The following is a 21,660-nucleotide window of genomic DNA, read 5'->3' as shown; positions in this document are numbered from 1 at the left end:
TGTCCAGAATCGGGCGGTTTTGCCGATCATCCCGACAACAATCCGTTAACCAGTTTCGTGATTGGCTGGGCCAACGATCCGCCGGCGAGGGTCCGGCGGAGACGACAGGGACTGGCCATGCCGCTTCATCTCGAACGGGTCGAATGGACGCAATCGCCGCCGCTGGCGCCCGGCGCCGGGCCGATCGACGTCGATCATCTTCAGCGCATGACGCTGGGCGATCCGGGTCTCGAGCGGGAAGTGCTGGCCATGTTCTCGGCCCAGTCGGCCCGGATCCTCGGTGAACTGGCCGCCTTGCCGCCCGAGGCCGCGACCCACGCCCACACCCTGAAAGGATCGGCGCGGGCGATCGGCGCCTTCGGCGTCGCCGAGGCTGCGGCCCAGCTGGAGACCGCGCTGACCGGCGGTTCCGATGCGGCCCAGCCGCTTGCCGCGCTCGGCGCCGCGATTGCCGAGGCGCGCACGGCGATCGAGCTGATCCTGGGCCGCTCCTAGGCGTCCGGCGTCTCGGCGGCGCGTCCCAACCGGCGGGCAGGTTTTCGGTCTCCGCGCTAGCGCTGTGCGGATCGACCCGTTATACGACTGCCCGGGACCTTTCCATCCATCGTCCGGCGCATTCCGGCAGCACGAGCAATCATGGCCAAAATCCACTTTATCGACCATTCCGGCGAGAAACGCACAGTTGACATCGAGAACGGCGCGACGGTGATGGAAGGCGCGATCCGCAACGCCATTCCCGGCATTGAAGCCGAATGCGGCGGCGCCTGCGCCTGTGCGACCTGCCATGTCTATGTCGATGAAGCCTGGCGCGAGAAGGTCGGCGCGCCGTCGCCGATGGAAGAGGACATGCTGGATTTCGGCTTCGACGTGCGTCCGAATTCGCGGCTGTCCTGCCAGATCAAGGTGACCGACGATCTCGACGGACTGGTCGTGTCGACGCCGGAGCGGCAGGCCTAAGATTCTTTCATTCGCCGTCCGGATTCACACCGCGACGGATCCAGCGGCGGAAGTTCTGCTTGACCTCCGCCGGCAGCGGCGTCGGCCTGCGCGTGGCCTCATCGATCATCACCGTGACCGCCTTCGCCGACGCCACGCACCTGCCTTCCGAAAACACCACCTGGTCGAAGGTGGTCGATGTGCGTCCAAACTTGACGAGACCGAGCCCGAGCTCGATCTGACCCGGCCAGTGCAGCTCGGCGCGGAAATGGATGTCGAGGCGCACCATGATCCAGCCGAGCCCCGCCGGCATCAGCCCCATGCTGCGGTCCTTCACCAGCGTGACGCGGCCGGTTTCAAAATAGCTCGCATAGACGGCGTTGTTGACGTGCCCGTTGGGGTCGAGATCGGCAAAGCGCACATTGTCGGACAGGCGGTAGGGAAAGTCTTCCAGGCGCGGCACATCGTCAGCACGGACAGGGGCATTCACGAGGGGGATCTCCGTCGGTTTCCCGCCCATACAGCCGAGTTGCGCAGGCTCGGCAAGGGGTTGCCGCGCCAGCCGCTGTCCCTATTATGCATGTCGCGATCCGGCCCACTTGGCTGGACAGGCGAAAAAGCCGTCCAGTCGATTTCAACTGAAAAGAAGCGGACATGAGCGAAGCGATCAAGACCGATGTGCTGATTATTGGCGCGGGCCCCTGCGGACTGTTCGCCGTGTTCGAACTGGGCCTGCTCGACATGAAGGTGCATCTGGTCGACATCCTCGACAAGATCGGCGGGCAGTGTGCCGAGCTCTATCCCGAGAAGCCGATCTACGACATTCCCGGAATTCCCTTCGTCACCGGCCAGGGCCTCACCGACCAGTTGCTGGAGCAGATCAAGCCGTTCAATCCGACCTTCCATCTCAACGAGATGGTGGAGAGCATCGAGAAGATCGGCGATCCCCTGTTCCGCGTGAAGACCGATGCCGGCAAGGAGTTCGAGTGCAAGGTCGTCGTGATCTCGGCCGGTGGCGGCTCGTTCCAGCCGAAGCGCCCGCCGGTGCCGGGCATCGAGGCCTATGAAGGTACGTCGGTGTTTTATGCCGTGCGCAAGATGGAGCAGTTCCGCGACAAGAACATCCTGATCGTCGGCGGCGGCGACTCCGCGCTCGACTGGACGCTCAATCTGCATCCGATCGCCCAGCGCATCACGCTGCTGCACCGGCGTGACGATTTCCGCGCGGCGCCGCACAGCGTCGAGCAGATGCGTGCGCTCGTTGCCGACGGCAAGATGGATCTGAAGATCGGCCAGGTCACGGGGCTCGAAGGCGCCAACGGACAGCTCTCGGGCGCCGCACTCAAGGGCAACGACAATGCGGTCTCGACGATCGCCTGCGATACGATGCTGCCGTTCTTCGGGCTCACCATGAAGCTCGGTCCGGTCGCGAACTGGGGCGTGGCGCTGGAGAACAATCTGGTGCCGGTCGACACCGCGGCGTTCGAGACCAACGTGTCAGGTATCTTCGCGATCGGCGACATCAACACCTATCCGGGCAAGCTCAAGCTTATTCTCTCCGGCTTCCACGAGGGTGCGCTGATGGCGCAGAAGGCGCACCGCTACGTGTATCCGGACAAGCGGCTGGTGTTCCAGTACACAACCTCGTCATCGAGTTTGCAGAAGAAGCTTGGGGTGAACTGATTCCACTCGAGCGGAGACCAATGCCAGGGGCATGGGCCATTTCCTGCGCGGCGCGAGTACTGGAACACTCCGTGAAATGGCCGTAGTCTGCTTGTAGTCGAGTTGGTCGATTGATCAGGTGATGATGATGCGGAACACGCTATCCAGACTTCGGCTGATCCTCGCGATCGCCACGGCCTTTGCGCTAGCTGCTCCGCTCGCGGCCTCGGCGGCCGACCCGTCGGCTGCCGGCCTGTGGCAAAAGGTCGAAGACGGCAAGCCCGAGGGCTGGTTCCTGGTGATCGAGCGCAATGGTCTGTTCGAAGGCATGATCGCAAAGATGTTTTCGTCGCCCGGCGATCCGCCCAATCCGGTCTGCTCGAAATGCACCGACGATCGCAAGGACATGCCGTGGCTCGGCATTCCCCTCATCCGCGACATGAAGCGCAACGGGCTCGCCTATGAAGGCGGCAACGTGCTCGATCCACGCAACGGCAAGGTCTACAAGGCCAAGATGACGTTGAGCGCCGATGGTCAGACGCTGACGATGCGCGGCTTTCTCGGCATCTCGCTGTTCGGCAAGGATGAGGTCTGGACCCGGCTGCCTGACACCGCGGTGGCCCAGCTCGATCCCGCGATCGTCGCCAAATACCTGCCGGCGCAAGCCGCGGTGGCGAAGCCGGCGGCGCCGGTGCCCGCGACGAAGCGGCACTAACACTTCTCTCCAGAGCTTTTCCCGTTCCGATGGAATCGGAACGGGGCTCTAGATTCTTGTTTTGACGCGTTTTCTTCACGCGAACCGGTATCCACTTCGCTCGAAAACGCTCTAAAGCGTGATGGCATTAAGTTCGATAGCCTGAGTTTTTGAGGTAGTTGGCACATTCCTCGGAGGTGAAGGCATCGAGTGCGAGGCCGATTGCGGCGCAGACCGCGTCGACGGTTCGCGCGGCTGCCTTTCGGACGAGGTGCTTGAGCTTGGCAAAGACCTGTTCGATCGGGTTCAGGTCGGGCGAGTATTTTGGCAGGAAGAAGAGTTTGGCGCCGACCGAACGGATGAGTTGGCGAACTGCTTTGCTCCGGTGGCTGCCGAGGTTGTCCAAGATGACGATATCGCCGGGTCGAAGGACGGGCAGAAGAACCTTCTCGACATAGGTACGAAAGCTCACGCCATCGATCGGCCCCTCGATGAACCATGGCGCATCGATGCGGTCATGGCGCAGGGCCGCCAGGAAGGTCATGGTCTTCCAGCGGCCGTGGGGAACCTTGGCGTGAAGTCTGCGCCCGCGCGGCGCCCATCCTCGCAAGGGCGCCATATCAGTCCTGGTCCAGGTCTCGTCGATGAAGACCAGCCGTTCAACTTCGACGCGACCTTGATATTTTGTCCACTGGGCTCGCCGCCGCGCGACCTCGGGTCGATCGCGTTCGCCAGCCGCCACGCTTTTTTTTGAAGCTGAGCTTCTCGGCATGCACGAAGTCCCACACCGAATGGTAGTCGACCTTCAGGCCGCGTCCGGCAAGTTCGGCAACGAGCCCCCGTATGGTGAAATCGCCGTCTTTGATCCGCTGCGACAGCCAGACTGCGTGGTCTCCCGAAACCGCCTTCGGCTTGTGACCGCCCATCTGGCCAGGCTCAACGCTGCCGGTCTCCTCGACCCGCTGCATCCAGCCGATGGCAGTGCTGATCGCCACCCCAAACTGCTTGGCGGCCCGATTGCGCGACATCCCGCCCTCGATCGCGGACACGACACGCTTGCGAAGATCCAGAGAGTAAGGCTTCCCCATCCATGCTGGCCTCCGATCCAGCCAGCATGGTGAATCAGAAATACACTGATTTGGGAATCCCAAATCGATTCAACCTAACCCCATCCCGCTTTAGCTAACGCTCCGATCTGCTCACGCTCCGCTCTTGCGTGGCAGCGTGAGCGTTCAGCGCTGTCCCATTGGTGCAATCGGCATCGGCAATGGCGCGACCGGCTCGGAAATCACTTCCGGCACGGCGGTGTTCAACTGCAGCACGGTGGCGGCCGCGGGGACCGCGGCATCGGCCATCGCCGCATGGCCTTCGGCGCTCGGATGCACCGCGCCGCCATACACCGCCGACAGGATGCCCCATGTCGCGTCGTGGATGTCGCTTGGCTGCATCGAGGATGGCAGGCCCTGCGGGTAGGTCATCGCCGTGAAGTAGCTGTCGTTGGCGTCGCGGATCCAGCGCGCGCGCGGCAGATAGGCGCGGTATTCGCCGGCGCTGCGGCCGCATTTGAGCGGCTGGTTGGCCGCGGCGACGATGTCCGACACGAAGCTGTCGCCATTGGCGGCGAAGCAATCGCGGTCGAATTCCGGATCGGTCGACGCGCGTGCGCAGAAGCCATGGCTCGCAAACGCGTCCTGATGCGCATCGACGAAGGTCATGCGGTCGGCCTGCGGATTGCGGCAGATGATGCCGGACTGGCACTGCGCGATCGCCTTGAGCTGCGGCAGGAACTCGTTCTGCACGAAGCTCGAGACCGACGCGAGGCGGTTGGGATCCGCGTTGAACGAGGGATGGATCTCGAAGCCGGCGCGGCCGCCGGGGCAGGGCGCCCCGCCATTGGCCAGCGCCGGATTGGCATAGGCCGTGTAGATCACGTGCGAGAGATCGCCGCCGACCAGCGGCTTCAGCGCATCGCGCAGCTTGGCAAAATCGGCCGGCAGGTCGCGCGCCAGCGCCGAACGGGCATCGTCGACGCTGGCCATCGAGCCGCCGCGGCTGAACAGCGTGCGCTCGGTCGGCGTGTCGACGATCACGTTGGCGACGAGGCCGGAGAAATAGATGTCGTTGGCGCCGATCGACAGCAGCACGAGGTCGAGGGTGCGGTCGGGCTGACGGCGCTTGGCGGCGGCGAGTGCGGTGCGCAACTCCGCGATCTGGCCGTTGACGGTGCCCGAGCAGGTGTTGGCTGTCTTCGTCGGCAGGCATTCGCGCGCCTGCTGCGAGCCGAGCAGGCCGTCGGCGATGGTGGCGCCGGTGCAGGCCAGCGGCAGATAGGTCACCGCGGTGTGCGGATATTGCACGGCGAGCGCGAGCGCCGTGCGGGTCTGGTAGCTGTACAGCGACCGGTGACAGGCCGAGTTGAGCCACAGCGCGCTCTGGCGCTGCCAGTTGGTCAGGGTGTCCGGTGCTTCGCAGGCGCGGCCGCCTTTGTAGCCGGCGCGGCTCGGCCGGTAATATTGCGCCCCGCCGAGATAGGAGCGGAAGCAGAACCCCTCGTCGGAGAGCGCAATCGCGCGGTCGGGATTGCCCTCGCCGGATGCGATGCTGTCGCCGAGGCCCGCAATCAGCAAGTCGCGCACCTCGATCGGCGTCGTCACGCGCTGGTTGGCGTCCGAGCCGCTCGCGACGTCGACGGTCGCGACCGTGGTGCGGCCGTAGCGGACGCGCAGATTGACCGGCTCGGCGCAATCGAATGTCGAGGATTGCGGCCCGTCGCCGTCGTCGAACGACCAGGCGCAGGTCGCGCCGACCGGAACCGGTCCGGTGAGCCGCACGACGATCGGATGATCGATCGGCGTCAGATAGCTTTCCTTGACGTTGTCGCGCGTGCAGGGCTCGCTGACGCGGCCCTGCAGGTCGATGCAGAGCCGGTTCACGGTGTTGCGCGCCCAGCCGCGGCCGTCGCTTTGCAGTTCCAGCGCCTGTTCCGAGGCCAGCACGGTGCGGCCAAGCCCGCTTTCGACATGCAGGCGGAAGTCGCGTTCCTCGCGGAACAGGCGGAAGCGGTTGCGGACCTCCCAGGAGATCTGCAGCTGATTGTCCTGCGCGTCCGCGGCCGATGCGAATACCGCGGCCAGCGCGCTGCCGAGCAGCACGCTGCAGACCGTCACCCGAAACGAAAATCGAACCAAAAAGCCAATCATGGCGCGGTTTGACGCGAGCGGTACGGCGAAAATAAGAGAAGCGGCTGCGAGGATCGAAAATCCGGGATCGAGCGGCCCGCACGAGGGCCGATAACCTTGCCTGTTACCGTTTCAGCTGCCTGACCCGCCGGCTTTCGATCGGTTGCCGCACGGTCGCCGAAGCCGTGCAGGCTTGGCTTAGTCGTTTCCGCTCTTGCCAGGGCTGCACCACGTTGAGCCAGAGCTCGCGCATGCCCATGATCGAGATCGAAATCCCGAACGGGATCAGAAAGTAGAGGATGCGGAACACGACCAGCGTCGCCAGCAATTGTTCCTTGCTGAACTCCGGCAGCGCCACCAGCATCGCGGCGTCGAACACGCCGATCGAGCCGGGGGCGTGGCTGGCGAAGCCGAGCAGCGTCGCCAGGATGAACACGACCGCCAGCGAGACGAAGTCGATATGCGGCTCGGTCGGCATCAGCAGGTACATTGCGAGCGCGCAGAAGCCGAGATCGACCACGCCGATCAGGATCTGCAACAGCGTCAGCTTGGCCGAGGGCAGCACCACCTTCCAGCCGTTCTGGCCGAGCTCGCGGCGCTTCTCGCCGGTCAGGAGCCAGACGAAATAGGCCCCGATGCCGGCAAGGCAGCCGAGCGCGATCAGCCGGTTCATCGCCGGCGGCAGCAGGTCCATCGCCGACGCCGCCGCCGGGTGCCAGGCCATGCCGAAGCCGAGCACGAACAAATTGCCGAGCCAGAAGGTCAGGCCCGACAGAAAGCAGATCTTGGCGACGTCGATCGCGGAGAGGCCGTAATCGGAATAGATCCGGAAGCGGATCGCGCCGCCGGTGAAGACCGTGGCGCCGATATTGTGGCCGATCGTGTAGCTGGTGAAGCTCGACAGCGCTGCGATGCGGTAGGGGACATGGATCTTGCCGATCGTGCGCAGCGCGAAGAAGTCGTAGAAGGTCAGCGTGCAGAACGCCCCGACCACGCAGAGCGCCGCGAGCGCGATCCGATGCGGCGCGATGTTGGTGAGCGCGGTGAGAATGATGCCGGTATCGACGCCCTTCAGGGTGTGAACAAGCGACGTGATCGCGAACGCGATGATCAACACACTCGCGGCGATCCCGAGCCGTTTCCAGCCGATCTTTTCCTTGAAACCACGCCCAAGCGTGGTCAGCAGCCGAAGCATTCATCCTCCCGGCGGGGCGGCAATTTCAGTGGGACCCGGTCACGGACGGCGACGGGTGACGGGCAAACGCACCGTACGCGATGACCCATAAGGCAAAACCGATGCGTTGTGCAGCCCTTGACAAGCCAAGCTTCGGCCCTCGTCCAGCGTCATTGTCATATTGGCTACATATGTTCTCGCTCTGCGGAATGTGAGTCGCAGGACAGCGACGGGGCCGCTACGTGTTCCGCCGTTCCAGGCGGTTTCGTCGGCCTTTTTGCCGATTTTGGGGCCGTCCCGGCGTCGATGCGGGTTCGTTGGCGCGAGGCGAATAGACGATATGCATCAGCCTGGGGACGCCTGGGCCCGCTGTGGCGTTTACCAAAGTGTGAAGTCGACAGGCGCTTGCGCATGATCCGCCCTGCGCTCGGGGCCAAGTGAGGCGCGCGAGGGCGGTCCGTAGGTCTATTGAGGCAAAACGCCGCGCGAGCGGGCCGCCGTCGGGCAGGCCGGCCAGGCATGCGACTCCACACTTCGATCGATGGCGAAGTGTTGCGGCGCAACGAAGGCCTATGTCTCGCATTGGTTGCCGAGAGCAAGGACAAGACCATGCAACAGACATCCCTGAACGTCCGGCACATGCCGCCGGACCGGCGCGCAGCGTCGCATCAGCAGTCGAGCGGGCTCGGAGCGACGTTGACGCTCGCTGCGATGAGTCTCGGCTATGGCGTCGTGCAGCTCGACGTCACCATCGTCAACACGGCGCTCAATGCGATCGGCGCCTCGCTCGGCGGCGGCGTTGCCGAACTGCAATGGGTGGTCAGCGCCTATACGATTGCCTTTGCGGCCTTCATCCTGACCGCGGGCGCGCTCGGCGACCGGATCGGCGCCAAGCGCATCTTCATGGCCGGGTTTGCGATCTTCACCGCGGCATCGGTTGGCTGCGCGTTCGCGCCTGATGCGGCGACGCTGATCGCCGCCCGCTGCGTGCAGGGGCTGGCCGCGGCCATTCTGGTGCCGAACTCGCTGGCGCTGCTCCGCCATGCCTATGAAGACGAGCAGGCACGGGGACGCGCAGTCGGGGTCTGGGCCGCGGGCGCGAGCCTTGCGCTGACCGCCGGCCCGTTCGTCGGCGGCGGACTGATCGCGCTGGTCGGCTGGCGCGCGATCTTTCTGGTCAACCTGCCGATCGGCCTCGCCGGCCTGTGGCTCGCCTGGCGCTTTGCCGGTGAAACCGCGCGGCATCAGCAGCACCGGCTCGATCTGCCGGGTCAGGTCGCGGCGATCGCCGCGCTCGGCACGCTCGCCGGCGCGCTGATCGAGGGCGGCGCGCTCGGCTGGGGCAGCCCGTTCGTGATCGCAGGCTTCGCTCTCGCCGCCGTCTTCTCCGTGCTGTTCGTCTGGCGTGAGGCGCGCGCGCCGCAGCCGATGCTGCCGCTCTCGCTGTTCCGCCACCGGATGTTTGCCCTGACCTCGCTGGTCGGCCTCCTGGTCAATGTCGCGTTCTACGGCCTGATCTTCGTGCTCAGCCTCTACTTCCAGCAGGTCAACGGGCTGTCGGCGCTCGCCACCGGCTTGGCGTTCGTGCCGATGCTCGGCGCCGTGCTGCCCGCCAACCTGATCGCGCCGCACGTCGCGGAGCGGATCGGCGCGCCGGCGACAATCGCGCTCGGCGCCGCGCTCTCGGCCGCCGGATGCCTGGCGCTGCTGTTGATCGGCCCCGGCACGAGCTATCTCGCAATCTGCCTGCAGCTGCTGGCCATGAGCGGCGGCCTCGGCCTGCTGGTGCCGCCGCTGACATCGGCGCTGCTCGGCAGTGCCGAGCCGCAGCATGCCGGCATCGCGGCAGGGGTGCTGAACGCGACCCGGCAGACCGGCAGCGTGCTCGGTGTCGCGCTGTTCGGCTCGATGGTCAGCCGGTCCGCGGCCTTCATCGCCGGCCTGCATGCGGCGCTCGTCATCTCCGCCGGCGTGTTGCTGGCGGCCGCTGCGCTGATCTGGATCGGTTCATGGTCAGAGGCCCGGCGTTGAGACGAACTGCGGCGAGGGATCTCCGCTCGCCTTGACCCGATCGCCTGCATTCAAGGCTTCTTCACCATGCGTGGAACCTTGCTGCATTGCGGTTACCGTTCGTACACGAATGCGTCTGTTCTTATAGGTCCATAAAGGGGGCCTATATGTATCGCGTTCTGACCTGTCTCACTTGGAACATGACTGGCGACTGGTCGTCCTTGGCGCGGTGATCTGCCTGCTCGCCAGCGCCGTCGCGATCAGCCTGTTTCACCGCGCCCGCGCCGCACAGGGGCGTGCCCGCGAGATCTGGATCGGCCTCGATGCGGCGGTCGGCGGTTGCGGTATCTGGGCCACCCATTTCGTCGCCATGCTGGCGTACGATCCCGGCATCGAGGCCGGGTACAACATTCCCATCACGCTGCTGTCGCTGGTGCTCGCGGTTGCGATCCTGGCCGTCGGATTGGCCGTCGCCACGCTCGACGAACGCTGGCGGACGGTTGCGGCCGGTGGTGCGATCGTCGGTGCCGGTGTCGCGGCGATGCATTACACCGGCATGCTCGGGCTGGAACTGCCCGCGCGCATCGTCTGGTCGCCCGGCATCGTGGCCTCGTCGATCGCGTTCGGAAGCCTGTTCGGCGCGCTCGCGCTCGTCGTTGCCACCCGTGGCGAACGTTTCGGCACCGTCGCCGCCGCGACCGGTCTTCTGACCGTCGCGATCGTCTCGCATCATTTCACCGCGATGGGCGCGGTGACGCTCGTCCCGGATCCGACGATCGTTTCCGGCGGACTTACGGTCTCGCCGCGCGTGCTCTCATTCATGACCGCCGTTGCGGTTTTCGCGATCCTCGGCCTCTCGCTGATCGCCTCGATCCTCGACCGTCGCGCCAAGACCGAGCTTCACAAGCAGAAGGTGGTGCTCGATACCGCGCTCGAGAACATGTCGCAGGGGCTGTGCATGTTCGATGCCGACGGCCGCATCATGCTGTTCAACGAGCGCTACAGCGAGATGATGGGGCGCAGTCGCATGCCGCTGCAGGGACGCCTGCTGATCGACGTCCTGCAGGACCTGCATTCCATCGGCGAGTGGGACGGCGATCCCGAGGAGTTCTGCAATGCTCTCGTCGCCGAGGCAAAGGCCGGCCACAGCGCAACGCGGATCGTCAGCCGCAACGAGCGCGCGATCCGTGTCGTCGACCAGCCGATGAAGGGCGGCGGCTGGGTCGCGACCTTCGAGGACATCACCGAATGGCAGCAGGCCCAGGAACAGATTTCGCACATGGCGCGGCATGACGCGCTGACCAATTTGCCGAACCGGACGCTGTTCCGCGAGCAGCTCGAAAAGGCCTCGAGACTGGCCAAGCGTTCCGACCAGCTGGCCGTGCTCTGTCTCGATCTCGATCATTTCAAGGAAATCAACGACACGCTCGGACATCCGATCGGCGATGCGCTGCTGCGCGAAGTCGCGCGCCGGCTCGGCGAATGCGTGACCGAGCACGATACCGTGGCGCGGCTTGGCGGCGACGAATTCGCCATCGTGCAGTTCTGCAGCAATTGCGAGCCGTCCGTCGTGTCGTCGCTGGCAAGTCTCGTGGTCGAGCGGATCGCCGCGCCCTACGAGATCGGCGGCCATCAGCTCGTGATCGGCGTCAGCATCGGCATCTCGCTCGCGCCCGAGGACGGCAAGGATCCCGACGAATTGCTGCAAAAGGCCGATCTTGCGCTGTACCGCGCCAAGGCCGACGGCCGCGGCACCTATCGGTTCTTCGAGACCGGGATGGATGCGCGTGCGCAGGCGCGCCGCCTGCTGGAGCGCGACCTGCGGCTCGCGCTCGAGCATGACGAGTTCGAGGTCTACTATCAGCCGATCCGTGACGTCGCGGGCGGTCAGGTCGTCGCCTTCGAGGCGCTGGCGCGCTGGAACCATTCGCTGCGTGGCCTGATCGCGCCGAACAATTTCATTCCTGTCGCCGAGGAAACCGGGCTGATCGTTCCGCTTGGCGAGATCGTGTTGCGCAAGGCCTGCGCGGATGCCGCGGGCTGGCCCGAGGCCGTCGCGGTTGCCGTCAATCTCTCGCCGGTGCAGTTCAAGAACCCGAACCTGGTGTCGTCGGTGAAGGCGGCGCTGCAAGCATCCGGCCTGTCGCCGGACCGGCTCGAGCTCGAGATCACCGAATCGGTGCTGCTGCAGAACAGCGAGGCGACGCTCGCGGTGCTGCACGAGCTGCGCGGCTTCGGCGTCCGCATCTCGCTGGACGATTTCGGCACCGGCTATTCCTCGCTGAGCTATCTGCGCAGCTTCCCGTTCGACAAGATCAAGATCGACCGTTCCTTCGTCACCGACCTTGCGACGCGCGAGGACTCGATGGCGATCGTGCGCGCGGTCACCGGTCTCGGCAAGAGCCTCGGCATCGTCACGACCGCCGAAGGGGTCGAGACCGATACCCAGTTCGACCTGCTGCGTCAGGAGGGCTGCACGCAGGCGCAGGGCTATCTGTTCAGCCCGCCGCGGCCGGCAGCCGACGTCGCCAAGATGTTGCGCAGGGCGCCGGAACGGTCGGTCGCCTGAGTTGGAAGGCTAGCTCAGCTCTTGCGCAGGGCAAAATAGGCGCCGCAGAACGCCATCACCGCGCCGAGGCACAGGGCGGCAAGGCCTGCGAGCACGGCGGAAATGGTCGAGACCGTGCTCGGCGCCGACGCGGCCTGGCCTGCGCCGGCCAGCATCAGCACGCCGACGACGATCAGGAAGTTACGCATCCGTTGCGGGATCTGGCCGGCCACCGCGCTGTGCATCAGATTGGCGGTGAAGTAGCCGCCCGAAAATCCGACGGTCGCGATCAGCCACCACGCAATCGCCGCGCCCGCCGGCATGAACTCGTGGCTATCGGAGCGCCACAGGCCGCCGAGATCGAGCCCGTAGCGCGCGCCGAGCATGTGCACGGCAAGCGCCAGCAGCACGCCGGATATCATCGCGCCGCCGAGGATGAGATAACGCGGAAAATAGGTCGTCTCGGGCATGGCTCGCTTGTAGGATAGGCGCGACAGGCTGCGCAAGCTTGCGCGTACGTTTGAACGGGTGGAACGGCGAATTGCCAACAACGTTGCAGGACCGGTCGGAGGCAGCTGAGGGCACGGCGGTGCGCTACGCCTACAAGGCCTCCTTGATCGGCTCGGCGCACCAGTTCGAGCTGACCGAGGAGGGGCTGTCGTGGCGGATCGCCGGCCGGTCGGGCGTGTGGGACTATGCCGACATCTCCGCCGTGAAACTGTCCTATCGCCCGGTCTCGATGCAGCAGCAGCGGTTTCGCGCCGACATCGACAACGCCAGGGGCGGGCGGATCGCGATCCTCTCGACCTCCTGGCAGACCGCGACGCTGGTCGCGCCGCAGGGCCATCTCTACCGCGACTTCATCGTCGAACTGCATCGCCGGATGCAGGCGGCGGGCAGCAACGCCAGGCTGGTCGGAGGCCTCGGACCGAAGACGTACACCGCCGCGCTGGCGCTGCTGGCCTGCCTTGCGGTGGCAATGATCGGATTGCTGCTGATGGCGCTGCTGACCTCGAACTGGATGGGCGCGCTGTTCCTGGTCGGCTTTGCGGCGCTGTTCACCTGGCAGGTCGGCGGCTTCGTCACGCGCAACCGGCCGCGGCGCTACAGCTTCGATCAATTGCCCGATGCGCTGCTGCCGAAGGCGGTTCGCAATCAAGCCCGATGACGTGCGACGGCGTCGCATTCACTCCGTCGAGTCAAAATCCTCTTCGGTCGCGCTCAACATGCCTGCGAGAGTCCGCAGGCCGAGGTCGAGCTGCTCCATCGGCGGTGCAGCCAGTGCGAGCCGCACCGCATTGGGCGCGTGCCCCGGCGTGGCGGCGAAGGTGGTCGACGGCGTCAGCGCGATGTCGCGGCGCGCCGCGGCCGCGACCAGGGTCTGCGAGCGCCAGTGCGGCGGCAAGGTCAGCCACAGATGATACGACTTCGGGTTGGTCTGGATTTCGAAATCGGCCAGATGCTTCGCCGCCAGAAGCTGGCGGCGGCCGGCATCGATCCGCTTCAGCCGTGACAATTCGGCGGCGGTGCCGTCGGCCATCAGCCGCTGCCCCGCGGCGAAGGCGTAGCCCGACGCGGTCCAGCCGCCCGAGCGCACCGCGGCCATGATGCTCTCGCGCAGCCGCGGCGGCGACACGATGAAGCCGAGCGCGAGGCCCGGCGCGACCTTCTTCGACAGGCTGTCGAGCACGATGCAGCTGTCGGGCGCCAGCGCGGCGAGCGGCGCCTCGTCGTCGAGGAATCCGTAGACGCCGTCCTCGATGACGACGAGGCCGAGCTTCTCCACCACCCGCAGCAGCTCGGCGCGACGCTCGGGCGGCATGGTGATGCTGAGCGGGTTCTGGATCGTGGGCTGGACGTAGATCGCGGACAGATGCGCCTCGCGATGCGCTTTCTGCACCGCATCCGGTCGCACGCCGTGTTCGTCCATCGCGAGCGGCACCAGCGAGATGCCGAGCCGCGCGGCGATGCCCTTGACGAACGGGTAGGTCAGCGCCTCGACGCCGCAGCGTCCGCCGGCCGGCACGACGGCGGCGAGCGCGGCGGCGATGCATTGCCGGCCATTGGCGGTGAACACGATCTGGTCGGGATTTGGCGTCCAGGTCTTGCGCGCCAGAAATTCCGAGGAGATGGTTCGGGCCGCCCGCGTGCCAAAACTGGTCGCCGGCCGCAGCGCGCCCTCGAGCACCTCGGGCCGCTCCAGCCCTTCGAGGCTCTTGGCGATCATCGTCGCCTGGTGCGGCAGCAGCGGATAGTTGAACTCGAGGTCGATGCGGGCGCCGCGCGGCTCGGTCGGGGCCGCGATGCCGCGGCGCGCCTCGCCGGAGACGAAGGTGCCGCGGCCGACTTCACCGACCACCAGCCCGCGCCGCAACAGCTCGGTGTAGACCCGGCTCGCCGTCGAGACGGCGATGTTGCGGTCATAGGCGAAATGACGCTGCGGCGGCAGCCGGTCGCCCGCCTTGAGCGCGCCGCTGGCGATCTCGGCGGCCACCGCATCCGCCAGCTTCAGATATTCGAACCTCGACATTATTGCACCGAGAGCAATGTTTTACTTGCTCCGAGTAATGTACCGGATCATTTAAGAGGGAACAAGCCCATGATTGCACCGAGGAGCGCGCAAGCAATCCGAGGTTCCGACGGCGCAGGCGCTGAAACAGCATTTGCGTCAACGGCGTAGCTTTGTATATGGGCAGCGAAGGAGATGACAATGTCAGCGATATCCTCAGCCGCCGCAGCGCCCGCGCGGCCCAGCATGTTGGGCGGGTTGCTCCGATTGCTCCGAGTGTGGGGCGATACAATCGCGACCTATTGGGTGCGCCGCGAGGCGATCAAGACGCTGCGCCAGCTCGATGACCGGGCGTTGCGCGATATCGGACTCTCGCGCTGCCAGATCGAGACCGCCGTCACCGGCGACTTCGACCTGGAGCTGGTGCGGATCCGTTAAGACGCCGGTGCTGCGCTAAAGCATGATCCGGCAAAGTGCGAAGCGGTTTTCCCTCGCGACAAACGCGGGACGCGTTTGCGCGGAGATCATGCTCAAACAAAGAGTTAAGGCGCGATGACGATTCAACCCAATCGCATCGCGCTTTAGCGCCGGGCGCCGACTGCCGGTTGCAGAATTCACCGAAACTACACCAAAGAAGCGGAAGAACCCCATCGCGTCACCGCCGTTGCTCCAAGGTTGTGAGGCCATATGCTAGCCTGTTAGCTGCGTACGCTCGCGTTGAGTTGGGGACCGATGGCCGCTCGCAAATTGTCGCAAGGGCAGGTCCCGACCCGGGAAGCGCGTCGCCGCTGGCATGAGGAGCGATCGCTGCGCTGTGCGATCAGGTTGGCCCGCATGGGCTACTGGGAGTCGCAGAGCGCCGCCGCGACCGATCTCTGGATATCGCCCGAGCTCGCTGCATTCTACGAATTCGAGACCGCCGACGGCTACATTCCCATCGCCACGGTGCGCGAGCGCTATTTGCCTGAAAGCCGGAAGCTTCTGGAGGCGCATTACGCGGCCTGCTGGGCGGAGGGGCGGCCCTATGCGGTGCGCACGAGACTCCGCGGTCCCGATGGCAGTGTGCTCGACTGCGTCGTGCATGGCGAGCCGGAATTCGACGCGCGCGGTCAGGTTCGACGCGTGTCCGGCATCGTCCGCGACGTCACGGAGGAGACCACCGCGCTGCGGCGCCTGGCGGAGAGCGAGCAACGGCTGGCCGATTTTGTCTCTACCGCCTCGGACTGGTGCTGGGAAAGCGACGCCGAGCATCGGCTGCTGCCCTATCCCAAATCGCTTGCCGGCAATGCGGCGTTCCAGACAGTGGCCGCTGGCAGGAAGGCGCGCTGGGAACTGACCTATGCGCCCGAGGATGGGGAGGCGATGGCGCGGCACCGCGCCGATATGGAGGCCCATCGCCCTTTTCGCGACTTCACCTATACGCTGATCGGCAAGGACGGCTCGCGCGTCAGTATCTGCACCAGCGGCAAGCCGATCTTCGCCGATGACGGCAGCTTTCTCGGCTACCGCGGCACGTCCAGCGACATCACTCAGCTCAGGGCGGCCAAGGCGCTGCTCGACCAGCGCACGCGGGCGCTGGAGGAGGCTCACCGCCTCGGCAAGATCGGCACCTGGAGCCACCGGCTGGACAGCGGCCGCACGATCTGGGCGCCCGAGCTCTACCAGCTTCTCGGCTTGCCCGACACGTTCGAGCCGACCGATGAGAACATGAGGCCCTATTTCCTGGACGGCGACGCCGACCGCTTCCGGGACGTGCAGAAACGGGTGCTGCGCACCCGCCGGACCGAGGCTACCGACCTGCGCATCCTGCACGCGGACGGCATGCCCCGCGATCTGGCTGTGATCTGCAAGGCGGAGGTTGCCCACGACAAGGTCGTCGGCATCATCGGCACCGTGCAGGACGTCACCGAGCGCAAGGAAGCCGAGCGCCAGCTCGAGCAGCTCGCCTACAGCGATCCGTTGACCGGCCTTGCCAATCGCGCGCTGTTCACGCGCCAGCTCGCCGCCCTGACCGAAGGCTGCTCCCAGGGAGGCCGGACTGGTGCGCTGCTGCTCATCGACCTCGATCGCTTCAAGGAGGTCAATGATTCCCTCGGCCATGCCGCCGGTGACGAATTGCTGATCAAGGTGGCGGCTGCGTTGCGGCAGGACCTGGGGCCGCGCGCCTTCATCGCCCGGCTCGGCGGCGACGAATTCGCCGTGCTGGCGGATGGATGCGACACGTCCGACGCCGCGCTGACCGGGCTTGCCGATCGGATCATCGGCAAACTGTCCGGCCCCGTCGATCTCGCCGAGGGCGAGGCCTCGGTCGGCGCCACCATCGGCATCGCCCGCCTGCCGGAGCACGGCGCGACGGCGGAGACCGCCGTGCGCAACGCGGACCTCGCGCTCTACATGGCCAAGGAGGCCGGGCGAGGGCGGGCGCAACTGTTCGAGCCGGTCTATGCGCAGGCGGTCGATGAAAGGCTCGATCTCGGCCGCCATCTGCGCCACGCCGTGGAGGCCGGCGCCCTCGAGGCCCATTACCAGCCGCAGGTGGATCTGAAGACCGGCCGCGTCACCGGTTTCGAGGCGCTGCTGCGCTGGAGCCATCCCGAACGCGGGCCGATCTCGCCGGCGGAGTTCATCCCGATCGCCGAAAGCTCCGGACTCATCGTCGACCTCGGCCTGTGGGTGCTGCGCGAGGCCTGCCGGCAGGGCCGCGCCTGGCTGGACGCCGGGCTGCCGCCGCGCTCCATCTCGGTCAATGTCTCGCCGGCGCAGATCTGGAGCGTGGATTTCGAGACCGCGGTCTCGGCCATCCTGGCGGAGACCGGCTTTCCGGCGGAGCTGCTCTGCCTGGAGCTGACCGAAAACCTGTTCGTGGATCATACCGAGCAACGGATCAGTCGTACCCTGACGGCGCTGTCCGGCTTGGGCGCCCGGCTGGCGCTGGACGATTTTGGCTCGGGCTATTCCTCGCTCGGCTATCTGACGCGCCTGCCGTTCGACTGTCTGAAAGTGGACCGGGCTTTCGTCGATGGCATTTCCACCGCGCCGGAGAAGCGCAAGCTGCTCGGCGGCATCATCGCCCTGTCGCACGGGCTCGGCATGACGGTCGTGGCGGAGGGCGCCGAATTGTCCGCCGAACTGGACGTGCTCGGCAGCCTTGATTGCGACCTGGTGCAGGGCTTCGTGTTTTCCCCGCCGGTCGCCGCCGACAAGGCGCCGCTGGTTGCTGCCAGCATCGAGCGCGAGGCGCGCCGGATCCAGCCGAAACGGAATCGCCTCTAGGCAAGCACCGCTTTGGCAGCATTCTTCTTGTGCGTGGCTTTGCCTCGATGGTGGCAGCTCACCAATTCGCCAGGCCGTGTACTCACACACCGGCGTTGGGCGAGGGGCGCTTGACGCCCGCTCTCACCTGACAGCGGCGAGAAGGCGGACCTCGCCGGAGGTTGGAGAAGGGCCAACAGCGGACTTCGGCCGAGCACCACCGTGCAGCACGGCGGGTTGCTGTCCTGCCCCCGCGCATTCGCCGAGACTATGCTGGAAGGCCGGCCTTTCGCAGCCCGTCGACCAGGTGCTCCAAATCTTCGGCGCGTTTGAGAATGGATACCTGCTGCTGGGTGCCGCTGATGCTGTATCTTGGATTTAAGCGTAGAACCTCGTTTGCCTCTGCACGAGCATCTTCCATTCGTCCCAGCTGAGCGTACGTCGCAGCCAGGAAGGCGTGGCCATACTGGTGATTGGGCGCGCGGCTAATGGCTTCGGTCAACCAATGTTGGGCATCGTGGTATTCTTTGAGGTGGTAGTGAGCTACGCCGACCATCAACGGCGCAAAATGCGGATGGAATGGATCAAGGCGCATTTGCAACTTGGCGATGGCAATAGCTCTGGTCGGCTCTCCCACCGAGTAAAATATTTGCGCGAGGCGGTAATCCGCGAAATTGGGGTTAAGCGCCAGCGCTCTTTCGGCGGCGCCAGTCGCTGCGTCGAAGTCACGCTTCCGGATGATGTTATAGCCCAACTCGGCATAGGCTTCGGGCAGGCTCGGATTGTGGGCAATTGCCGTGCGCGCCAGTTTGATGGCCAGGTCAAGGATAGTCGGGCTCAAATATTCATCATTCAGCGGATTGAGCCAAGCCACCCGGTGAGTGCTGGCCAGCATTGTATAGCAACGGGCATATTTCGGATCGATGGCCAGCGAATCCGCGAGGTGCCCTCGTGTCCTCAATAATTCCGCCATTTGCCACGAGGACTGGAACGCTATCCACGCCGCACTTGCGCGCATGTAGTGATCGTAGGCCTGCCAAGTCTTGGGCGGCTTGAGCAAGGTGCGTTCAGCTTCCGCCATGTTCACATGCGCGACCAGAATTGCGGCGATCGTCCGCGCCACGTCGTCCTGGATCGCAAACACATCCTTCAACTTCTGGTCATAGCGCTCGGCCCAGCGGTGGACGCCATTTGCAGCATCAATCAGCTGCGCCGTGATCCGAACTCGGTCATTGCCCCGACGAACGCTACCCTCCAAAACATAGCGCACGCCGAGTTCTCGACCCACCTGACGCAAATCAACCGCTCTGCCCTTGTATCGAAAACTCGAATTGCGTGCGATCACGAACAAGTCCGAGAAGCGGGACAACTCGGTGATGATGTCTTCCGAAATTCCATCCGCAAAGTACTCCTGCTCCGGGTCGCGACTCATGTTCTCAAAAGCCAGGACGGCGACCGATGGCTTGTCGGGAAGCGCAAGCGCCGGTCGCGCCGGAGCGTTGCCGAACGACACGCGATAGACCCGCACCGGCCGTGCAATGTTCTTCAGTTGATGCTCGCCACTATCTTCGAATTCGACGTCAAGCTTATCCTGCGTATCTTCTCGTACGCGTTGCGATACACAGATGTCGCCCGGCTCACAAAGCGCCTCGAGCCGAGCCGCAACATTTACCCCGTCCCCAAAGATATCGCCGCCTTCTATGATGATGTCGCCGGCATTGATGCCAATGCGGAACTCGATCCGCTTTTCAATTCGGACATCGGTGTTTCGGGTGATCATGCCGCGCTGTATCGCAACGGCGCATCGCATCGCGCCGACCACGCTGGCAAACTCCACCAAGATTCCGTCGCCGGCGCTCCTGATGAGCCGCCCGCCGTGCTTTTCGATCTCGGGATGGAGGAGCGCGGACAGATGTTCGTTCAGCCGGGCGTGCGTACCCTCCTCATCAGCACCCATTAGGCGGCTGTAGCCAGCCACATCGGCCACGAAAATAGCACTCAGTCGCCGTTCCACACGGTCTGCGGCCATAAAAGCTCGCCCTGATCCGATCCGATCTTTAGTCAAAGACTATTGTCAGAAGCAGGAGGTGTCTATCGGGCTCCGAACACCGGTGTTGTTCAGTTAGTGCCAGCCCGCGTGCGAGCTTGGCGAGATCGACCCCGGTATCGAATTCTGCCCGCTTCGATGGCGAACCGCGTGCGAGGTACGGACGGATGGGCGCGCCCGCAGCGCGCCGGAGAGCCAAGCCGGTCAGATGACGTTCTTTCGGAGGTTGCGCCCTCGAAGGGAACGTGGTCCAGCTGTCCTTGAAAATCGCGATCCTCGTCGAAAAAGGGAATCAGCGAATGACGAGATTCACGCCGCTTCTTCTCGCCGCGCTTGTCATGCTCTCCAGTCCCGCACTTCCGAATGATGGACAGATTACATTGGTTGTGGGATTTGCGGCAGGAGGAACCTCTTCAACCGCAGCCAGAATCGTTGCTGAAGCAGCAGAGCAGATCGCGCGAACGTCGACGATCGTGGAAAATCGACCTGGCGCGGGAGGAGCAATAGCGGCGGATTGGGTACTTCGGCAAAAGGGGACCCAGACACTCTTGTTCATGTCCTCCACGTCGTCGCTCAGAACGTCTCCTCAAAGCGAGCTCGTGCCCGTCGGAGTTTTGGCGACCTTCTCATACGTTGCAGTCACGAGAAAAGACGCTGCCGCGCATCTTGCTGAATACATGCAGGAGGCCTCGCGCGAGGAGAAATATCGCACCGTGGCCACCGCAGGCGCCGGGAGCATTCCCCATCTCATAGGTACAAAGCTTTTCAGCGATTACGGAGTGCCGATGGTGCACGTACCCTATCAGGGGTCGGCGCCAGCGATCCTCAGTGTCCTTGGGGGGCATGTCGCGGCTGCGATTGTTCCTTTTCCGGACTTTCTCCCGTTTCAAGATTCGCTTCACATTCTTGCACAAACCGGCCGCGGGATTGAGACAGAAGGATGGGTCGGCATCTTCGCTCCGCCGGGAACATCAGCGGAGGAAGTCTCCCGACTCTCCGAGATTTTTCGGCAAGCATCGCAACGTTCTCAGGAGAAACTGCAGAATGTCGGATTTAAGCAAGTATGGCGATCCAGTGCAGAGGCACGAGCGATGCATGAGAAAGATTACACCCAGTGGACGCCGATGCTTAAGGTGCTCGGAATTCAACCCTGAGACGGCCGCGACGGTGGCCGGCCATGACGTGACCGGGGGCTTCACACCCTGCCGTCCGGAGCAGCGTCGATTTTGCGTGCGCTTTGGTTAGGCCCTCCGCTGTCTTTTCCGCATTCGGCGGAGCCCCTGTACGGATGAAGCGCGGAGGGCAGACTGCAGCCTTGTCGGGCGTTGACGGCCCGGGCGCTAACGGCGCTTTGATACTTTCTGGACCGTTTTGAGCGCTTGATTGACGCCCTTCAGCGATTCATTGACGCCCTTCAGCTGCGCTTGCAGAGCATCCCTGCGCTTCTGTAGGTCCTTCAGCAGTGCTTTCCTTTGCGCCGCGGTCAATTCCTCAAAGTCAATGAGATCCACTGCAAATCTACACATCGCCGCCTCCAAAGTGGCAAAACTAGATTTGATTAATCCCTCGTCCAATGCACCCCTGAATTGTCGACAATTTCTAGTGGATAATCAAGCGGGATGATACTCGGCTCCGACGAATTTTGGCGA

18 protein-coding genes are annotated in these 21,660 nt (G+C 64.6%); 10 read left to right on the top strand and 8 right to left on the bottom strand.

All coding sequences use genetic code 11. From position 1 onward, the window contains the following. Positions 1-117: 117 nt before the first annotated feature. Both XI02_RS29490 and XI02_RS29485 read left to right on the top strand, forming a co-directional pair. Positions 118-495: an Hpt domain-containing protein gene (locus tag XI02_RS29490; RefSeq protein ID WP_016841524.1), complete on the top strand. Its 378-nt coding sequence runs from the start codon at positions 118-120 to the stop codon at positions 493-495. Between the two features lie 141 nt (positions 496-636). Continuing rightward, positions 637-957 carry a 2Fe-2S iron-sulfur cluster-binding protein gene (locus XI02_RS29485; RefSeq protein WP_016841525.1) on the top strand — a complete coding sequence of 107 codons (321 nt, stop codon included), beginning with the start codon at positions 637-639 and terminating at the stop codon, positions 955-957. Between the two features lie 7 nt (positions 958-964). Here the strand turns inward: XI02_RS29485 and XI02_RS29480 are convergent, their stop codons facing one another. Next, positions 965-1,426 carry a thioesterase family protein gene (locus XI02_RS29480; RefSeq protein WP_038374068.1) on the bottom strand — a complete coding sequence of 154 codons (462 nt, stop codon included), beginning with the start codon at positions 1,424-1,426 and terminating at the stop codon, positions 965-967. Positions 1,427-1,590: 164 nt separating this feature from the next. Here XI02_RS29480 and XI02_RS29475 point away from each other — a divergent pair, with 164 nt between their 5' ends. Next, on the top strand, positions 1,591-2,619 hold the full coding sequence (locus XI02_RS29475) for an NAD(P)/FAD-dependent oxidoreductase (RefSeq protein WP_016841527.1): 1,029 nt from the start codon (positions 1,591-1,593) through the stop codon (positions 2,617-2,619). A 127-nt stretch (positions 2,620-2,746) separates the two neighbouring features. Continuing rightward, positions 2,747-3,313: a DUF2147 domain-containing protein gene (locus XI02_RS29470; protein ID WP_026193022.1), complete on the top strand. Its 567-nt coding sequence runs from the start codon at positions 2,747-2,749 to the stop codon at positions 3,311-3,313. Between the two features lie 127 nt (positions 3,314-3,440). Here the strand turns inward: XI02_RS29470 and XI02_RS29465 are convergent. The 3 genes from XI02_RS29465 to XI02_RS29455 form a co-directional block, all read right to left on the bottom strand. Next, a protein-coding gene (locus XI02_RS29465; protein ID WP_370143117.1) for an IS630 family transposase occupies positions 3,441-4,380 on the bottom strand; the annotation gives its coding sequence in 2 pieces (ribosomal slippage) (positions 3,441-4,043 and positions 4,045-4,380; 939 coding nt in all). Positions 4,381-4,524: 144 nt separating this feature from the next. Beyond that, complete coding sequence (locus XI02_RS29460) at positions 4,525-6,492, bottom strand: hypothetical protein (protein ID WP_075969255.1); 1,968 nt, start codon at positions 6,490-6,492, stop codon at positions 4,525-4,527. Between the two features lie 103 nt (positions 6,493-6,595). Then, positions 6,596-7,666 carry a YbhN family protein gene (locus XI02_RS29455; protein ID WP_075969254.1) on the bottom strand — a complete coding sequence of 357 codons (1,071 nt, stop codon included), beginning with the start codon at positions 7,664-7,666 and terminating at the stop codon, positions 6,596-6,598. 618 nt (positions 7,667-8,284) lie between these two features. On the opposite strand from XI02_RS29455, the gene XI02_RS29450 reads away from it, so the two are divergent. Together XI02_RS29450 and XI02_RS29445 are read left to right on the top strand one after the other, a co-directional pair. Then, the gene (locus XI02_RS29450) at positions 8,285-9,676 is read left to right on the top strand and encodes an MFS transporter (RefSeq protein ID WP_244981143.1); all 1,392 of its coding nucleotides are present in this window, start codon (positions 8,285-8,287) and stop codon (positions 9,674-9,676) included. A 172-nt stretch (positions 9,677-9,848) separates the two neighbouring features. Beyond that, the gene (locus XI02_RS29445; protein WP_016840860.1) at positions 9,849-12,224 is read left to right on the top strand and encodes an EAL domain-containing protein; all 2,376 of its coding nucleotides are present in this window, start codon (positions 9,849-9,851) and stop codon (positions 12,222-12,224) included. Between the two features lie 14 nt (positions 12,225-12,238). Here XI02_RS29445 and XI02_RS29440 read toward each other — a convergent pair whose 3' ends face one another. Further along, positions 12,239-12,673 (bottom strand): hypothetical protein, encoded by a 435-nt coding sequence (locus XI02_RS29440; RefSeq protein ID WP_016840859.1) that lies wholly within the window; start codon positions 12,671-12,673, stop codon positions 12,239-12,241. Between the two features lie 83 nt (positions 12,674-12,756). Between XI02_RS29440 and XI02_RS29435 the strand changes: the two genes are divergently transcribed. Then, positions 12,757-13,371 carry a hypothetical protein gene (locus tag XI02_RS29435; RefSeq protein WP_075968893.1) on the top strand — a complete coding sequence of 205 codons (615 nt, stop codon included), beginning with the start codon at positions 12,757-12,759 and terminating at the stop codon, positions 13,369-13,371. 18 nt (positions 13,372-13,389) lie between these two features. On the opposite strand, the gene XI02_RS29430 is transcribed toward XI02_RS29435, so the two are convergent. Continuing rightward, on the bottom strand, positions 13,390-14,733 hold the full coding sequence (locus XI02_RS29430; RefSeq protein WP_018272582.1) for a PLP-dependent aminotransferase family protein: 1,344 nt from the start codon (positions 14,731-14,733) through the stop codon (positions 13,390-13,392). A gap of 180 nt (positions 14,734-14,913) precedes the next feature. Here XI02_RS29430 and XI02_RS29425 point away from each other — a divergent pair, with 180 nt between their 5' ends. Further along, the gene (locus tag XI02_RS29425) at positions 14,914-15,150 is read left to right on the top strand and encodes a DUF1127 domain-containing protein (RefSeq protein ID WP_244981088.1); all 237 of its coding nucleotides are present in this window, start codon (positions 14,914-14,916) and stop codon (positions 15,148-15,150) included. 294 nt (positions 15,151-15,444) lie between these two features. Next, positions 15,445-17,985: a bifunctional diguanylate cyclase/phosphodiesterase gene (locus XI02_RS29420; RefSeq protein ID WP_075968894.1), complete on the top strand. Its 2,541-nt coding sequence runs from the start codon at positions 15,445-15,447 to the stop codon at positions 17,983-17,985. A gap of 247 nt (positions 17,986-18,232) precedes the next feature. Here XI02_RS29420 and XI02_RS29415 read toward each other — a convergent pair whose 3' ends face one another. Continuing rightward, entirely contained in the window at positions 18,233-19,993 is a 1,761-nt protein-coding gene (locus tag XI02_RS29415; protein ID WP_026193020.1) for an adenylate/guanylate cyclase domain-containing protein, read from the bottom strand. 263 nt (positions 19,994-20,256) lie between these two features. On the opposite strand from XI02_RS29415, the gene XI02_RS29410 reads away from it, so the two are divergent. Beyond that, positions 20,257-21,165, top strand: coding sequence for a tripartite tricarboxylate transporter substrate binding protein (locus XI02_RS29410; RefSeq protein ID WP_038373491.1), 909 nt, complete (start codon positions 20,257-20,259; stop codon positions 21,163-21,165). Positions 21,166-21,351: 186 nt separating this feature from the next. Here XI02_RS29410 and XI02_RS29405 read toward each other — a convergent pair whose 3' ends face one another. Beyond that, complete coding sequence (locus tag XI02_RS29405; protein ID WP_144444789.1) at positions 21,352-21,537, bottom strand: hypothetical protein; 186 nt, start codon at positions 21,535-21,537, stop codon at positions 21,352-21,354. Positions 21,538-21,660: the final 123 nt, after the last annotated feature.

Origin of the sequence: Bradyrhizobium sp. CCBAU 21365, assembly GCF_015291305.1 — a bacterium.
GTDB lineage: Bacteria > Pseudomonadota > Alphaproteobacteria > Rhizobiales > Xanthobacteraceae > Bradyrhizobium > Bradyrhizobium elkanii.
The sequence above is the reverse complement of the archived record's forward strand: the minus strand, read 5'-3'. Positions and strand labels throughout refer to the sequence as shown.

Excerpts from the sequence above, each read along its gene's own strand:
- XI02_RS29455 (WP_075969254.1), bottom strand. The coding sequence starts at position 7,666 with ATGCTTCGGCTGCTGACCACGCTTGGGCGTGGTTTCAAGGAAAAGATC.
- XI02_RS29430 (WP_018272582.1), bottom strand. The coding sequence starts at position 14,733 with ATGTCGAGGTTCGAATATCTGAAGCTGGCGGATGCGGTGGCCGCCGAG.
- XI02_RS29425 (WP_244981088.1), top strand. The coding sequence starts at position 14,914 with ATGTCAGCGATATCCTCAGCCGCCGCAGCGCCCGCGCGGCCCAGCATG.
- XI02_RS29490 (WP_016841524.1), top strand. The coding sequence starts at position 118 with ATGCCGCTTCATCTCGAACGGGTCGAATGGACGCAATCGCCGCCGCTG.
- XI02_RS29460 (WP_075969255.1), bottom strand. The coding sequence starts at position 6,492 with ATGATTGGCTTTTTGGTTCGATTTTCGTTTCGGGTGACGGTCTGCAGC.
- XI02_RS29415 (WP_026193020.1), bottom strand. The coding sequence starts at position 19,993 with ATGGCCGCAGACCGTGTGGAACGGCGACTGAGTGCTATTTTCGTGGCC.
- XI02_RS29420 (WP_075968894.1), top strand. The coding sequence starts at position 15,445 with ATGGCCGCTCGCAAATTGTCGCAAGGGCAGGTCCCGACCCGGGAAGCG.
- XI02_RS29450 (WP_244981143.1), top strand. The coding sequence starts at position 8,285 with ATGCCGCCGGACCGGCGCGCAGCGTCGCATCAGCAGTCGAGCGGGCTC.
- XI02_RS29470 (WP_026193022.1), top strand. The coding sequence starts at position 2,747 with ATGCGGAACACGCTATCCAGACTTCGGCTGATCCTCGCGATCGCCACG.
- XI02_RS29485 (WP_016841525.1), top strand. The coding sequence starts at position 637 with ATGGCCAAAATCCACTTTATCGACCATTCCGGCGAGAAACGCACAGTT.
- XI02_RS29405 (WP_144444789.1), bottom strand. The coding sequence starts at position 21,537 with ATGTGTAGATTTGCAGTGGATCTCATTGACTTTGAGGAATTGACCGCG.
- XI02_RS29440 (WP_016840859.1), bottom strand. The coding sequence starts at position 12,673 with ATGCCCGAGACGACCTATTTTCCGCGTTATCTCATCCTCGGCGGCGCG.
- XI02_RS29475 (WP_016841527.1), top strand. The coding sequence starts at position 1,591 with ATGAGCGAAGCGATCAAGACCGATGTGCTGATTATTGGCGCGGGCCCC.